10 protein-coding genes are annotated in these 13,061 nt (G+C 65.1%); 4 read left to right on the plus strand and 6 right to left on the minus strand.

The window, feature by feature from the left end; all coding sequences use genetic code 11:
• Nucleotides 1-10: 10 nt before the first annotated feature.
• From GGC64_RS02005 to yajC, 5 genes are all read right to left on the minus strand, one after another.
• Nucleotides 11-535, minus strand: a complete 525-nt coding sequence (locus GGC64_RS02005) for an adenine phosphoribosyltransferase (protein WP_192720779.1) — start codon at nt 533-535, stop codon at nt 11-13.
• Nucleotides 532-2,187 (minus strand): ABC transporter substrate-binding protein, encoded by a 1,656-nt coding sequence (locus tag GGC64_RS02010; RefSeq protein WP_192720780.1) that lies wholly within the window; start codon nt 2,185-2,187, stop codon nt 532-534. Before GGC64_RS02010 ends, GGC64_RS02005 begins: the two co-directional genes overlap by 4 nt.
• Nucleotides 2,188-2,192: 5 nt before the next feature.
• On the minus strand, nt 2,193-3,431 hold the full coding sequence (gene secF / locus GGC64_RS02015) for a protein translocase subunit SecF (protein WP_192720781.1): 1,239 nt from the start codon (nt 3,429-3,431) through the stop codon (nt 2,193-2,195).
• 4 nt (nt 3,432-3,435) lie between these two features.
• Nucleotides 3,436-5,235, minus strand: coding sequence for a protein translocase subunit SecD (secD, locus tag GGC64_RS02020; protein WP_192720782.1), 1,800 nt, complete (start codon nt 5,233-5,235; stop codon nt 3,436-3,438).
• Between the two features lie 78 nt (nt 5,236-5,313).
• Complete coding sequence (gene yajC / locus GGC64_RS02025) at nt 5,314-5,676, minus strand: preprotein translocase subunit YajC (protein ID WP_192720783.1); 363 nt, start codon at nt 5,674-5,676, stop codon at nt 5,314-5,316.
• Between the two features lie 129 nt (nt 5,677-5,805).
• Between yajC and GGC64_RS02030 the strand changes: the two genes are divergently transcribed.
• The 3 genes from GGC64_RS02030 to GGC64_RS02040 all read left to right on the plus strand — a co-directional run bounded on the left by GGC64_RS02030 (nt 5,806) and on the right by GGC64_RS02040 (nt 9,177).
• Complete coding sequence (locus tag GGC64_RS02030) at nt 5,806-6,216, plus strand: VOC family protein (RefSeq protein ID WP_192720784.1); 411 nt, start codon at nt 5,806-5,808, stop codon at nt 6,214-6,216.
• A gap of 173 nt (nt 6,217-6,389) precedes the next feature.
• Nucleotides 6,390-7,730, plus strand: a complete 1,341-nt coding sequence (gabT, locus tag GGC64_RS02035) for a 4-aminobutyrate--2-oxoglutarate transaminase (RefSeq protein WP_192720785.1) — start codon at nt 6,390-6,392, stop codon at nt 7,728-7,730.
• Nucleotides 7,731-7,743: 13 nt separating this feature from the next.
• A complete protein-coding gene (locus GGC64_RS02040; RefSeq protein ID WP_192720786.1) occupies nt 7,744-9,177 on the plus strand; it encodes a gamma-aminobutyraldehyde dehydrogenase in 1,434 nt (477 codons plus the stop codon).
• A 31-nt stretch (nt 9,178-9,208) separates the two neighbouring features.
• Here GGC64_RS02040 and GGC64_RS02045 read toward each other — a convergent pair whose 3' ends face one another.
• Complete coding sequence (locus GGC64_RS02045; RefSeq protein WP_192720787.1) at nt 9,209-9,544, minus strand: hypothetical protein; 336 nt, start codon at nt 9,542-9,544, stop codon at nt 9,209-9,211.
• A 167-nt stretch (nt 9,545-9,711) separates the two neighbouring features.
• On the opposite strand from GGC64_RS02045, the gene GGC64_RS02050 reads away from it, so the two are divergent.
• The gene (locus tag GGC64_RS02050; protein WP_192720788.1) at nt 9,712-13,047 is read left to right on the plus strand and encodes a LuxR C-terminal-related transcriptional regulator; all 3,336 of its coding nucleotides are present in this window, start codon (nt 9,712-9,714) and stop codon (nt 13,045-13,047) included.
• The last annotated feature ends 14 nt before the right edge of the window (nt 13,048-13,061 follow it).

A 13,061-nucleotide genomic window follows, 5' to 3' on the forward strand; every position in this document is an offset into this window, starting at 1 on the left:
AGGATAGCCCTCACACCGTGTGCAAGCTGCTTACCGCTAACGGTTCGAGCAGGTCGCGGCCACCGAGTGCGGCAAGCTCGAGGATCACTGCCGCGCCGGTGACGTTCGCTCCTGCGTGCCGTAACAGCTTGGCCGTCGCCGCTACAGTGCCACCGGTAGCCAGAACGTCGTCGATGATCGCAATGTTCCGGCCTGCGAGTTCGATGCCCTCGGCAGGGACCTCCAGCGTGGCGGAGCCGTATTCGAGGTTGTAGGTCTCGCCGATCACCGGCGGCGGCAGTTTGCCGCCCTTGCGGACCGCCAGCACACCGATCCCCAGCTTGATCGCGACGGCGCCGCCGAGCAAGAACCCGCGGGCGTCCACTCCTGCCACCAGGTCCACTCCCCTGGCGATCTCTGCGAGAGCCTCGGATACCGCATCAAGGCCGCGCGCGTCGGCCAGCAGCGGGGTGAGGTCCTTGAATTGGATACCTGGCTCGGGGAAGTCGGGCACCTCGCGCATCAGCGACGCGACCAGTCGCGAAATGTCCATCATTGCGACAGCTTCCAGCGGTCCATGTTCCACCCCGCGCCCCATCGAGTCGGATTGCTGCTCACCGCATACATCTTCTTCGATGTGAGAAGTGTGCGCTGTTGACGATAGAGCGGAAGCGTCGGCATGTCCGCCCACAAGATCGAGCCGCCCTCGCCGAGCAGCCGCGCCAGCTCCTTCGGATCGGAGGTCACCGCCAGCGACGAGACGATGCCGTCGATGCGTTCGTTGGAGTAGCCGGACAGGTTGTTGCCGTTTGCGGTGTGCAGGTCATAGGCGTCCATCGGCGAGGAGCCCGTCGACCCGCTGCCGGCAGCTCCGCCGGTGCTTGCGATCAATGCGTCAATCTTGTTGTCGCGCAGACTCAGTGGGCCAACAGCATCCGACGCCGCATCCTGCACCGTGATGCCCGCAGGCGCGCAGGCCTTCGCGATCGCACCGACGGTCGCGGCCAGCCGCGCATTGGGGCTTTGATACCCGATGCGAACGGTCATCGGCTGGTTGTTGATCGCGGCGCGGGCGGCGTCGGGGTTGGCGACCGCGAACTGCCCCGACTCCACGGCACCCTCGGCCGCGGCATACGCATCCTCGGAGACGGGGTTGAGTCGGGCATTGGCGATCGGCGACGACGCGTTCTTGGCAATCACGTCGCGCGGCGTGCAGAACGCCAGCGCCCGACGCGCTGGCGGGCCGGCCAGCGGCCCCTGCGCCGCGAAGATCAGTTGTTCGATGCCCGCCGACGGCGAGTCGGTGCGCACGTAATCGTCGGGCAGATTCAGCGTCCCCGACGACCCGGCCGCCACGTCGACCACGTCGTAGACGCCCTGGTTGACCTTGTCCTGGATGTCGGCGCCCCGCGGCCACACCGTGACCTTCTTCGTGACGGGTTTGGCGCCCCACCACTTGTCGTTGGCGACTAGCACGACCGAGCCGTCCTTGTTGACCGCGTCGATCTTGTAGGGCCCCGAGGACGGGAACCGCTTGGCGTCGAAGTGCCCGGGGTCCAGATTCCAGGTGTTGTTCCATACCTGCGCGATGCGCTCGGCGGCCGGGCCGTCGTTGTTGATGAGGGCGGTGGTGACGCCCCCGTCTCCCAGTCCGAGTTCGTCGGCGATGACGTGCGACGGCATCATCGACGTCGCCGCGAACAACTGGCCGAAGTCGATGAACCCGCGGTCCTGGGCGAACGTCACCCGCGCCTTCTTCTGACCCGGCGCGCAGTCGACAGAGGCGATATCGCTGTAGCCGGCCCGGTTGGCAGCGTCGAAACCGGGCAGCCGACCCGATTGCGAGGCCCACGCCAGGACCATGTCGTCACACGTGATCGGCTTGCCGTCGGAGTACACCGCATTGGCGTTGATCTCGTAGTCGAGCACCAAGGGCGCCCGCCCGACCACGGAGATGGTGCCGAAATCGTGGTCGCCGACGATCTGCCCGTCGGGTCCGTGGTAGTTGAAGCCGGTCAGCACCCGGGCGAAGGCCTGCGGCCCGCCCGATGCGGCGCCCGTGACGGTGTTGGTGTTGTAGGTGACCAGCGTGCCGTCGACGGCGTAATTCACGCTGTCGGCGGGACCCGCCGAGCACGCCGCCAGCCCCAGCCCACCGACCAGCGACAGCACGGCCGCGGCGATGACGCTCCGGCTCCCGACTGGCATGACCCTTACCGCCGGGTGTTTCGCTTACCCGACGGACGTCCGGTCCGATTGGCGGTCGGCCGCACGGGCCGCGAGCCAGGCGCAGGCTTCTCCGGCGCCGGCTTGGCGGCCACCACCGCCTCCTGCGGTTCGGCGTCCTGCACGACCTCGGTGGCCCGGGCGGGCTTGCGCCGGTTGAGCACTCGCCGCGTGTGCGTGCGGACCAGATCAGTGCGCTCGCGCAGCGTCACCAACAGCGGGGTCGCGAAGAAGATCGAGGAGTAGGTGCCGACGATGACGCCGACCAACTGGACCAACGCCAAGTCCATCAGCGTGCCGACGCCGAGCAGCCACACCGCGACCACCATCAGCGAGACGATCGGCAGGACCGAGATCAGGCTGGTGTTGATCGAGCGCATGAAGGTCTGGTTGACCGCGAGGTTGGCCTGTTCGGCGAACGTGCGGCGCGTGGTGTGTTCGAAGCCTCGCGTGTTTTCCTCGACCTTGTCGAAGACGATGACGGTGTCGTACAGCGAGAAGCCCAGGATGGTCAGCAGGCCGATCACCGTCGCAGGCGTGACCTCGAAACCGACGATCGAATAGACACCCGCCGTGGTGACCAAGTCGAATACGAGCGTCGCCAGCGCCGACATCGCCATGTAGCGCTCGTAGCGGACGGTGATGTAGATGGCCGCAAGGACCAGGAAAACCACGAGCGCAATGAGCGCCTTCTTGGTGATCTGCCCACCCCACGACGCCGACACCGCCGAGTCGCTGATCGCCTGCTTGGAAACCTGCCCGTCAGCGCCCTTGGGGTGGAACGCGTCGAACAGCGCGTTGCGCAGTTTCTCGGTCTCTTCGTTGGTGAGCGTCTCCGAACGGATCTGCACGGTGGCCGAGCCACCGCTGCCGACCATGACCACCGATTCGGGTGACTTGCCCAGCGCCTTGCTGAACACGTCCTCGACCTGCTGGGTGCTGACCGTGCCGTTCTGGCCCGCGACCGGCATCGACACCTTGGTGCCGCCCTCGAAATCGATACCGAAGGTGAAACCGCGCAACAGGATGCTCGCGAGGGCAACCGCCACGATCAAGCCACTGACCGCGTACCAGAGCTTGCGACGCCCGATGACCTCGAAAGCGCCTGTGCCGGTGTACAGGCGCACGAAGAAGCCATGCCTGGGCGCGTTGGCCGCTGCGGCTTCGAGGTCGGGTGCCTCGACCGCGTCGGAGTCGGTCACGTCGGATGAATGTTTGGCCGCCATCTGGCTATCCCCGTTCCGTCGCGTGTGCGGCCGCTCGTCGTTCGCGCGCAATCTGCTGCACCGCGCCCAACCCGTTGAACGCCGGCTTGGCCAGCGTCGGCGACTTCGAGGCGAGGTACACCAGCGGCCAGGTCACCAGGAACACCACGACAACGTCCAGGATCGTCGTCAGGCCCAGCGTGAACGCGAAGCCCTTCACCTGGCCGACCGCTAGGACGTAGAGCACCGCGGCGGCCAGGAAGGTCACCGCATTGCCGGACAGAATCGTCTTGCGCGCCCTGGCCCAGCCGCGTGGCACAGCCGAGCGGAACGAACGCCCTTCGCGGATCTCGTCTTTGATGCGTTCGAAGAACACCACGAACGAGTCGGCGGTGGTGCCGATACCGATGATCAGACCGGCGATACCGGCGAGGTCGAGCGTGTAGTTGATGTATCTACCCAACAACACCAGAATCGCGAAAACCATTGCGCCCGAAGCGACTAGCGACAACGCGGTGAGCAGCCCCAGCACCCGGTAGTAGAGCAGTGAGTACAGCAGCACCGCCGCCAGGCCGATGGCGCCTGCGATGAGGCCGGCCCGCAGGGACGACAAGCCCAGTGTGGCAGAGACGGTTTCGGCCTCAGATGATTCGAATGACAGCGGCAGTGAACCGTACTTCAGCACGTTGGCCAGCTCGCGCGCCGAGTCGGCGGTGAAGTGGCCGGTGATCTGGGTGCGACCGCCCGGAATGGCTTCCTGGATCTGTGGTGCGCTGACCACCTTTGAATCCAGCACGAACGCGGTCTGGGTGCCGATGTTGGCGGCAGTGAAGTCGGCCCAGATCCGCGACGCCTCATCGTTGAATTCGACGGTCACGACGTACTCGCCGCGCTGCTGGTCGAGCCCGGAGTCGGCGTTCTTGATCTGCTCACCCTTGATGATCGCCTTGTCGAGGATGTAGACCGCCTTGCCGTCCTGCGAACAGGTGATGAGCGGCAAATTGGGATCATCGTTGCCGGCCAGCACGTCCTCGTCGTGGCAACGGGTTGCCTGGAACTGCAGCGCCAGCACCTGGATCTGCTGATCGTTGCTCTGCCGCAGCTGCTTCTCGTCGGCGATGCGCTGGGCCAGCGTCTGCTTCTCGCCAGGCGGCGGGGCTCCCGGTCCTGGCGGGGGTGCGCCCGGCCCTGGCGGGGGTGGCGGTGCCGGGGTCGGCGGCGGTTCCTGCGGATACGGCCGCGGCTGAGGCGCCGGACTCTGCGCGGGTGGGGCCGCCGGCGGTGGTGCCTGTTCGGCGGGCGACGGCGGCGAAACGGGCGCGCCGGGCTCGGCGGGGGCGATCGGCGGCACACCGGGCGGCATGCCGGGCGCACCGGGCGCCATGCCGGGCGCGCCCGGTGGTGCTCCCGGCGGAGCCTCGGCAGGCTGACCGGCGGCGTCGGGAACCGGGAACTCCTTGATGACGGGCCTGACGTACAGCCGAGCCGTCTGCCCGAGGTTGCGGGCCTCACTGCTGTCGTTGCCCGGCACCGTGATGACCAAGTTCGAACCGTCGATGACGACCTCGGACCCCGAGACGCCAAGACCGTTCACACGCGCGCTGATGATCTGCTGCGCCTGGTTGAGCGCATCCCGGGTGGGTGCGGAGCCGTCGGGTGTGCGTGCGGTCAGCGTGACGCGGGTGCCGCCCTGCAAGTCGATACCGAGCTTCGGCTTGGCCTGCTTGTCGCCGGTCAGGAAGACCAGCAGGTAGACACCGATCAGCAACACGAAGAAAAGCGTCAGGTAGCGGGCAGGGTGCACCGGCGTCGGGGACGATGCCACGTTGTCAGGGTCTCCTTCGAGATCAGTTCGTCAGCACCGCAAAGGGTACGTGCTGGTATCCGGGAAGTGCGCGAGATGTCAGCCGTCGGTCTTGGCGTTCGGGCTGTCGGTGATCTCGGTCGCGGTCGACTCGCGCGCCTCGTAGTCGGTGTCTTCCGGTTCGTCGATGTCATCGTCGATGTCGTCGACGATGCGGTCGCGGATAGCGAGCTTCATCCAGGTGGTGACGACGCCGGGGGCGATCTGCAGATGGACGCTGTCGTCGGTGATGCCGGTGATGGTGCCCTCGAGGCCCGACGTGGTGTGCACGCGGTCCCCGATGGTGAGCGACTCGTGCAGGTCGATGGTGGCCTGCATCGCCTTCTTCTGTTTGCGCGAGGCGAAGAACATGAATGCGCCCAAGATGATGATCAGGGGCAGGAAGAGGGTCATTTCGCCCATGGCGGAGGTGTCTTTCGTGTCGTCTTGCGGTTACGGCGCCCAGACCGCAGGTCAGGGGCCTCGTCTTTGACCAGTGTGCCATTGCTGCCATCGGCGGCCGTCCCCCCGGTCCGCTGTTAGCGTCGCAGGATGCTGGGACACATCGGCATCAATGTTCCCGACCTGGACGCTGCGAGGCGTTATTACAGCGCGCTCATGCCGCTGGTCGGATTCGAAACGTTCCTCGATGCCGCCGATGAGTTTGCATATCGCCCGATGGCCGGTAAGCCCGGCACCTATCTGTTCTTCTATCCCGCCGCCGAGCAGTCAACGTACTCACGACACCAGGCCGGCCTGCAGCACCTGGCGTTCATGGTGCGCACGCGGTCGGCGGTGAGCGCCGTGCATTCCGCTGCGGAAGAACTCGCCGCTCAGTTTGGTGGCAGCGTGCTGCACGAGCCACAGGTGTTCCCTCAATATCCGCAGCCGTACTTCGCGACGTTCTGGCTCGACCCCTGGGGCGTCATGCTCGAAGCGGTGTGCCATCACGACCGCGAGTGAGCCTGCGCAACGAAATCCGTTGCATTGGCCGGATGTTACCGATGGTTCCGGCATGAGCTGCCGCGGTTTTCGACGGATCGGCGCGTCAAGAGACTAGGCTCGGTTCGCAGCGCGAGCTGGTAGTTCCGCTCCTCGCGTGCGCGGCGGAAACCCACCGAAATCAGGAGCCTCCATTGAGCACTCTCGAGCAAAGCCGCTACCTCGGCACGGCGATTCCGGGGCCGCGGTCACAAGAGCTGATCGACCGCAAGAGCGCCGCGGTGTCACGCGGAATCGGAAACACCATGCCGGTCTACGCCGCCCGGGCGTTCGGCGGCATCGTCGAAGACGTCGACGGCAACCGGCTGATCGATCTGGGCTCCGGCATCGCCGTGACGACGATCGGCAACTCGTCGCCGCGCGTGGTCGCGGCGGTGGCCGAACAGGTCGCGAAGTTCACCCACACCTGCTTCATGATCACGCCGTACGAGGCCTACGTCGAGGTGGCCGAGCAGCTCAACCGGCTGACCCCGGGCAGCGGTGACAAACGGTCGGCCTTGTTCAACTCCGGGTCCGAAGCCGTCGAGAACGCAATCAAGATCGCCAGGACGTATACGCGCAAGCAAGCAGTCGTATCGTTCGACCACGCCTATCACGGCAGAACCAATCTGACGATGGCGCTGACCGCGAAGTCGATGCCCTACAAGCACGGCTTCGGCCCGTTCGCACCCGAGATCTACCGTGCCCCGCTGTCGTACCCGTTCCGCGACGCCGAATTCGGTAAGGAACTCGCCACCGATGGCGAACTGGCCGCCAAGCGCGCCATCGGCGTCATCGAGAAGCAGGTCGGCGCGGACAACCTGGCCGCCGTGATCATCGAACCCATTCAGGGTGAGGGAGGGTTCATCGTTCCCGCGGACGGTTTCCTGCCTGCGCTGCTGGATTGGTGCCGTGCCAACAACGTGGTGTTCATCGCCGACGAGGTGCAGACCGGGTTCGCCAGAACGGGCGCGATGTTCGCGTGCGAACACGAAGGCATCGAGCCCGACCTGATCTGCACGGCGAAAGGCATCGCCGACGGCCTGCCGCTCTCGGCGGTCACCGGACGCGCCGACATCATGGACGCTCCACATGTCAGCGGGCTGGGCGGGACGTACGGCGGCAACCCGGTCGCCTGCGCCGCGGCGTTGGCCACCATCGAAACGATCGAGTCCGACGGCCTGGTCGAGCGTGCTCGCCAGATCGAGGTCTTGATGAAGGACCGACTCGGGCGGTTGCAGGCGGAGAACGATCGCATTGGCGACGTCCGCGGCCGGGGCGCGATGATCGCGATGGAGCTGGTCAAGCCAGGGACGCTCGAGCCCGACGCCGAGCTGACCATGAAGCTGTGCGTCGGGTGCCACACCGCGGGCGTAATCGTGTTGTCCTGCGGCACATTTGGCAATGTCTTGCGCTTCCTGCCGCCGCTGACCATCAGCGACGAGCTTCTGATCGAAGGCCTCGACGTTCTCGCTCTCGTCCTGGCCGACCTCTAAACCAGGAGTTGAAATGACCAAGGTTCAGAATTTCATCGCAGGCGAACTCGTCGACTCCGTCAGCGGCGCGACGATGGCGCTCGTCGACCCGACCACCGGCGAAGAGTACGCCACGGCGCCCGTCTCCAACGAGGCCGACATCGACAATGCGTATGCCGCAGCTTCGAAGGCGTTCGCCGACTGGAAACGCACCACCCCATCTCACCGTCAGAAGGCGCTGCTGGATTTCGCCGACGATGTCGAGAAGAACGCGCAGGCGCTCGTCGAAGCCGAGGGCCGCAATACGGGTAAGCCCAACCACGTCACGATGGCCGAAGAGATCCCTCCGATGGTCGACCAGATTCGGTTCTTCGCCGGTGCGGCAAGGATGTTGGAAGGCAAGTCGGCCGGCGAGTACATGGAGAACCACACATCGTGGATCCGCCGTGAGCCCGTCGGCGTCGTCGGCCAGGTGGCGCCGTGGAATTACCCGATGATGATGGCGATCTGGAAGTTCGTCCCGGCCGTGGCGGCGGGCAACACCGTGGTCATCAAGCCAAGCGACACCACGCCGGTGACGACTGTGATGCTGGCCGAGATCGCGGCGCGGCACTTCCCGGCCGGTGTGCTGAATGTCGTTTGCGGCGACCGCAAAACGGGCGCAGCGGTGGTGGCGCATCCGACTCCCGAGATGGTGTCGATCACCGGTTCGGTGGCCGCGGGGCGTGCGGTGGCGGTCAGCGCCGGTGGCCACCTGAAGCGCACGCACCTGGAGTTGGGCGGCAAGGCGCCGGTCATTGTGTTCGACGACAGCGACATCGCCTCGGCCGCAGAGGGAATCGCGACAGCGGGCTATTTCAATGCTGGACAGGACTGTACGGCGGCGACGCGGGTGTTGGCGCGGGCCTCGGTGGCGTCCGATCTGACCGATGCGCTCGCAGAGCAGGCTCGAGGGGCGACCACGACGTACGGCAAGCCGGCCGACGACGAGGACGCGTGGGTGCCGCCGGTGAACAACGCCACCCAGCTGGAGCGAGTCCTCTCGTTCCTGGGCGACGTGCCGTCACACGCGAAGATCGCGGTCGGCGGACAGCGCCAGGGCAGCAAGGGTTTCTACGTGGAGCCGACGGTCATCGGCGGCCTTCGCCAAGACGACCGGCTGATCCAGCAGGAGATCTTCGGGCCGGTGATCACCGTGCAGTCGTTCTCCGATGAGGACGAGGCGATCGGGTGGGCCAACGGGACCGAGTACGGACTGGCGTCATCGGTGTGGACGCGCGATATCGGTCGGGCGCTACGCGTTTCGGCCGCATTGGACTTCGGATGTGTGTGGATCAATACGCACATCCCGTTGGTGGCCGAGATGCCGCACGGTGGCTTCAAATCCTCCGGCCATGGCAAGGATCTGTCGGCCTACGGGTTCGAGGACTACACGCGGATCAAGCACGTCATGGCGTACACGGGCTAGCTTTCTCTCGCGCGAGCAGACGCAAAAGGCCCTATTTCGTCGGCGTGTTGGGACACTCTGCGTCTGCTCGCCGCGAAGCGGAACTCACCATCGCCGCAACGACGGCGCGCAACTCGTCGACAGTGAGGTCTTCTCCGTCGACACCCATCGCAATCAACTCCGACAGCAGGTCTGAACCCGGCTTGCCGCAGCGGATGGCAATCATCACGTCGACGTATGCGTACAACTGGTCCAGCGCTTGCGAAGTCAAAGACTTGCCCGCCCAACGCTCGAACAGATGCCGATCCTTCTGAGGCACGCCGAGTTGCGTACAAACGGCCTCGATGGACCGGGTGTGAGTGGTTGTTGGTGGCTTGATGGTGGTCATGCCTCTGACTATCCGATTCCTCGACCGCCGCACCATCCGCCGTTGGGCGGGGTTTTGCGTGAAGTAGGGGCGGAGATTCATTTGCGATGTCACCTGCGATATCGCGGCCTGTGTGCGAAACATGCGCCTCGGCGCCTCACCACGGTGAAAAATGCGCCATAGGGCGGATGTTTCCCGGAAGCCGGGATCGCATCGTGACTAGCGTGAGCGAAACTGACTGGAGTGACCTCGATGTGACGGACCTGCTGCCGACCGGAACGGTGACGCTGCTGCTCGCCGACGTCGAAGGCTCCACGCAGCTGTGGGAGTCGCAGCCGTCGGCGATGACCGCCGCAATCGGGCAGCTGAATCAAACCGCTTCGAAGTTGATCGCCGAGCACGGCGGTGTTCGGCCGGTCGAGCAGGGCGAGGGCGACAGCTTCGTGGCGGCCTTCACGCGGGCCAGCGATGCCGTGGCCTGTGCGCTGGATCTGCAACGGGCAGACCTGACACCCATCAAGCTGCGAATCGGCGTGCACACCGGTGAAGTGCAGTTGCGCGACGAAGGTAACTACGCAGGGTCGACGATCAACAGGACAGCCCGCCTGCGAGACCTGGCGCACGGCGGCCAGACCGTATTGTCGGCAGCCACTGAGGAATTGGTGGAAGAACGCCTGCCAGAGGATGCCTGGCTGACGGACCTCGGCCGCCACCAACTGCGCGATCTACCGCGCGCCATGCATGTCGTGCAGCTGTGCCATCCCGACGTGTGTAACGACTTCCCACCGCTACGGACGTCGAATGCCTCTGCCGCGCAACATCTTCCAAGGCAGCTCACAAGCTTCATAGGACGCGCCCAGCAAGTCGCTGAAGTCCGATCCATCGTGGCGGACAGTCGATTGGTTACCTTGACCGGGGCGGGCGGAGCAGGCAAGACCCGCTTGGCGATTGAGGTCGCAGGGCAGATGACACCGGAATTCGCCGACGGGGTCTGGTATGCCGATCTGGCCCCACTTACCCACCCAGAGGTCGTACCGCTCACGATCGCGCGTGCCCTCGGATTGACAGACCAGCCCGGACGCTCAATCACAGAAACACTCCACCGCTCCATCCGCGAGCGACGAATGCTGCTGGTCCTGGACAACTGCGAGCATCTGCTCGACGCCAGCGCGGCTCTGGTCAACGACTTGCTTGCCGGCTGCCCGAATCTAGCTGTGTTCGCGACGAGTCGGGAACCACTCATGGTGGCAGGTGAGGTCAACTGGCAAGTGCCCTCGCTTTCCCTCGACGGCGAGGCTATCGAGCTATTTGCCGACCGTGCACGTCGCGCCCGCCCCGATTTCACTGTTACGGAAACGAACAGCGGAACGGTGATCGACATCTGCCGCCGTCTCGACGGCATGCCGTTGGCCATCGAACTCGCCGCGGCACGAGTGCGGGCCCTCTCACTCGATGAAATTGTCGAGAGCCTTCACGACAGGTTCCGACTGTTGACCGGCGGCGCCCGCACTGCCGTTCGACGTCAGCAGACCCTGCGCGCCTCAGTCGATTGGTCACATGCACTGCTGACCGAGTCCGAACGAGTGCTTTTCCGTCGCCTGTCCGTCTTCATGGGCGGCTTTGGCCTCGACGCGGCGCAGGCCGTTGCGGGCGTAACAGACGTGGAGCGCTTTCAGGTGCTCGATCAGCTCAGCCTGTTGGTCGACAAGTCCTTGGTTGTCGCCGAAAGCGCCAAAGGGCGAACCCGCTACCGCATGCTGGAAACGGTGCGCCAATACGCACTGGAGAAGCTTGGCGAGTCAGGTGAAGCGGACGACATTCGCGCAAGACACCGCGACCACTACACATCCATGGCAGAGACGCTTGACGCCCCTGCTACAAGCGGGCACGCGCAACGGATCACGCAGGCAGTCACTGAGATGGACAACCTGCGTGCCGCGTTCGTGTGGAGCCTCGAAAGCAAGGACACTGCAAAGGCATTGGATCTTGCCTCGTGGCTGCAGCCGGTTTGGTTGGGGCGAGGTAGATTTCGCGAAGGCATGGCGTGGATCGACGCTGCACTAACTGACGGTGGCACGGGCGCCACTGATTTCACCGCCGGGCGTGTCCGCGCGCTGTCAGACAAGGCGTTGATCGACTCCTGGTACGGCTCGCTGGACGTGCCGAATCTGGAAGACATTGAAAAAGCCTTGGCAACAGCCCGCACTGGCGGCGACAACGCGCTGTTGATTCGTGCGCTGATAGCTCGTGCCTGCGTGGTGCTCTACGACCCCGACGCTGCGGAGCCGTATTTCATCGAGGCTGCCCGGCTTGCACGTGAGACCGGAGATTGGTGGCGTCTGAACCACATACTCCAGCGTCAGTCCTACATGGCGACGATCGTGTCCGGTGACCCGCAGGCGACACTTGAGTTGCTCGATGAAGGGCTTGCAATCGCCCAATCCGTCGGTGACGATCTGGCTAAGCACCAGTGTGGGATAAGCCTCGCGTGCGTGCGGTGGGTGCGCGGCGAGCTGGCAGCGTCGGCTGCTCAGTCGAGAGCGACCGCTGACGAGGCGCGCGCCGCCAAAGATCTCCTGTCGACGCTGACCGGATTGATGTCCGAATCGATTGCGCTGTCTTCTCAAGGCGACGCGCGTGGCGCCCGCGACAAAATCAGCGAAGCGCTCGAAGGAGCGCTGGAGATCGGCCCGTACTTCGAAAGCGCCTGCTATCCCAACGTCGCCTTGGCCTGCCTTGCCGATGGTGATATCGCTGCCGCTTGGGCAGCGGCCGAACTTGCGCTACCGCACATCGCACAGCCCTACAACGCGACGAACTCCAATTGGGTTTCGCGAACGGCCTTGGCTGCGGGCGAGATGGAGACGGCGATGCGTGTCGCCAACATCACCGTGTCAGGTTCCAGAGGATGCTGGTTAGCCCTGGGCCTGACCACGCGTGCCATGGTCAAGGTCGCCGCCGACGAAAATAGGTCGGCGGAAGACGACATCCACGATGCGCTTGTCCTCGCGTCGCGGAACGATGCTCACTTTTGCGTCCCCGATGCTCTTGACTGCCTGGCACGCGTGGCGTGTGATGCCGGCAGTCATCGCGAAGCGGCGCGCTTACTGGGCGCCGCCCAGGCAGCACGTGCAAGCATGGGCGCGATTCGGTTACGAGCGTTCGACGCCGATCACCAGGCGCTGGTGACCGTGCTGCGAAATGCAATGGGCGACACAGACTTCGATACCGCATGGGCCGAGGGCGCTACCTTGTCGACAGATGAAGCCATCGCCTACGCGCTTCGCGGCCGCGGCGAACGCAAGCGGCCCTCAAGCGGATGGGACTCACTCACGCCGACCGAACATGACGTCGTGCGACTCGTCGGCGAAGGGCTTCCCAACAAGGACATCGCCACAAGGCTTTTCGTCTCACCGCGAACCGTGCAGTCACACCTGCGGCACGTCTACAACAAGCTCGGGCTCGCCTCGCGCGTTCAACTCGCACAGGAGGCAGCACGCAGAAGCGGAATTCCCGGCCGCTAGCTGGGGGAAGGTAG

This window comes from Mycobacterium sp. OAS707 (assembly GCF_014873705.1).
In the GTDB taxonomy this organism is placed as follows: domain Bacteria; phylum Actinomycetota; class Actinomycetes; order Mycobacteriales; family Mycobacteriaceae; genus Mycobacterium.